The 952-nt window shown below is 62.3% G+C and carries 1 pseudogene; it reads left to right on the top strand.

The window, feature by feature from the left end:
• Positions 1-726: 726 nt before the first annotated feature.
• A pseudogene (locus FNJ47_RS46230) lies at positions 727-952 on the top strand (2-amino-5-chloromuconate deaminase CnbZ); the annotation flags it as partial.

Below are 952 nucleotides of genomic sequence, written 5' to 3'. Positions count from 1 at the left end.
AGCGGACGGCGAAGTCGTGCAGGCCTGACGCCCTAGTGGTAGGTGTCTCCTCGCAAGACGCGAAAGCGTTCTTGCGAAGACGGTGACAACAAAGCCCAGTCTCGCCTGGGAGAGCACGTATAAGCCGTAACCCATCGCGCAGGGAAAGCTGGATTGCTCCGGTTACACCTGTGGTCCTACCCCCGAGCTTTCTACCCTTTGCTCGGGGCCCATGGGTGCGATCGGCACCCGGCTTTCCCTGCGCCCTCTGTTCGAAGAGAGGGCGGAACGAACGAGCAAGACTCGGACAACCATGTCGCGAGAATGCGAAACTGCGTCCCCGACCACAGTGTCATCGCCCCAGTACGCCGCGGCTTCTCGGCTCAAGCACAAGCGCCTCTGGAATACCGGATCACCGCTTTCGCTGACGATGACACCGAATGCTCGCTATCTGAAAGGTTGAATCAGCTTTGACGCCCGTCATCCCCGCGCAACGGCGAAGCCGTTGTCGCTGGAGGTGCGAGCCTTGCGGCGCACTTGCGCCGCGGAGCGAGCCTCGAAGGATGGACGGCCCGGCTGGTGGCCGTCGATCCTTCGAGACGCGCTACGCGCTCCTCAGGATGACGGGTCTGATAGCTTTCGCCAGGACGACAGCTGTGATGAAATCGAGCCGTTCGTGTATCCAGCGCGCGACCTCATCGTGACAGCCGCATCACCGTGTTCACATCGTTCACACCAAGAGGCACCATGACCGACACCATCGAAGCTCCCGACGGCGGCTACCGCTTCATGCCCGGCGTCAGTCAGTATTCCTGCGGCATCGGTGCTCTGCCCGGTTATGCCATCGAGCGGGTCAGGTTCTCTGAATCGGTACCCTTGAGCGCGGGTTTTGAACGGATTGCCGATATCATCCGCGACGCCGGCCGCCCGCTGACGGCATTCGGGGCCTGCGAACTGCGCTCGCCGGCACCGT

Origin of the sequence: Bradyrhizobium uaiense, from assembly GCF_010811875.1 — a bacterium.
Classification (GTDB): Bacteria; Pseudomonadota; Alphaproteobacteria; order Rhizobiales; family Xanthobacteraceae; genus Bradyrhizobium; species Bradyrhizobium uaiense.
Note: the sequence above shows the minus strand (reverse complement) of the source record. Positions and strands in the feature narration are given on the sequence as shown.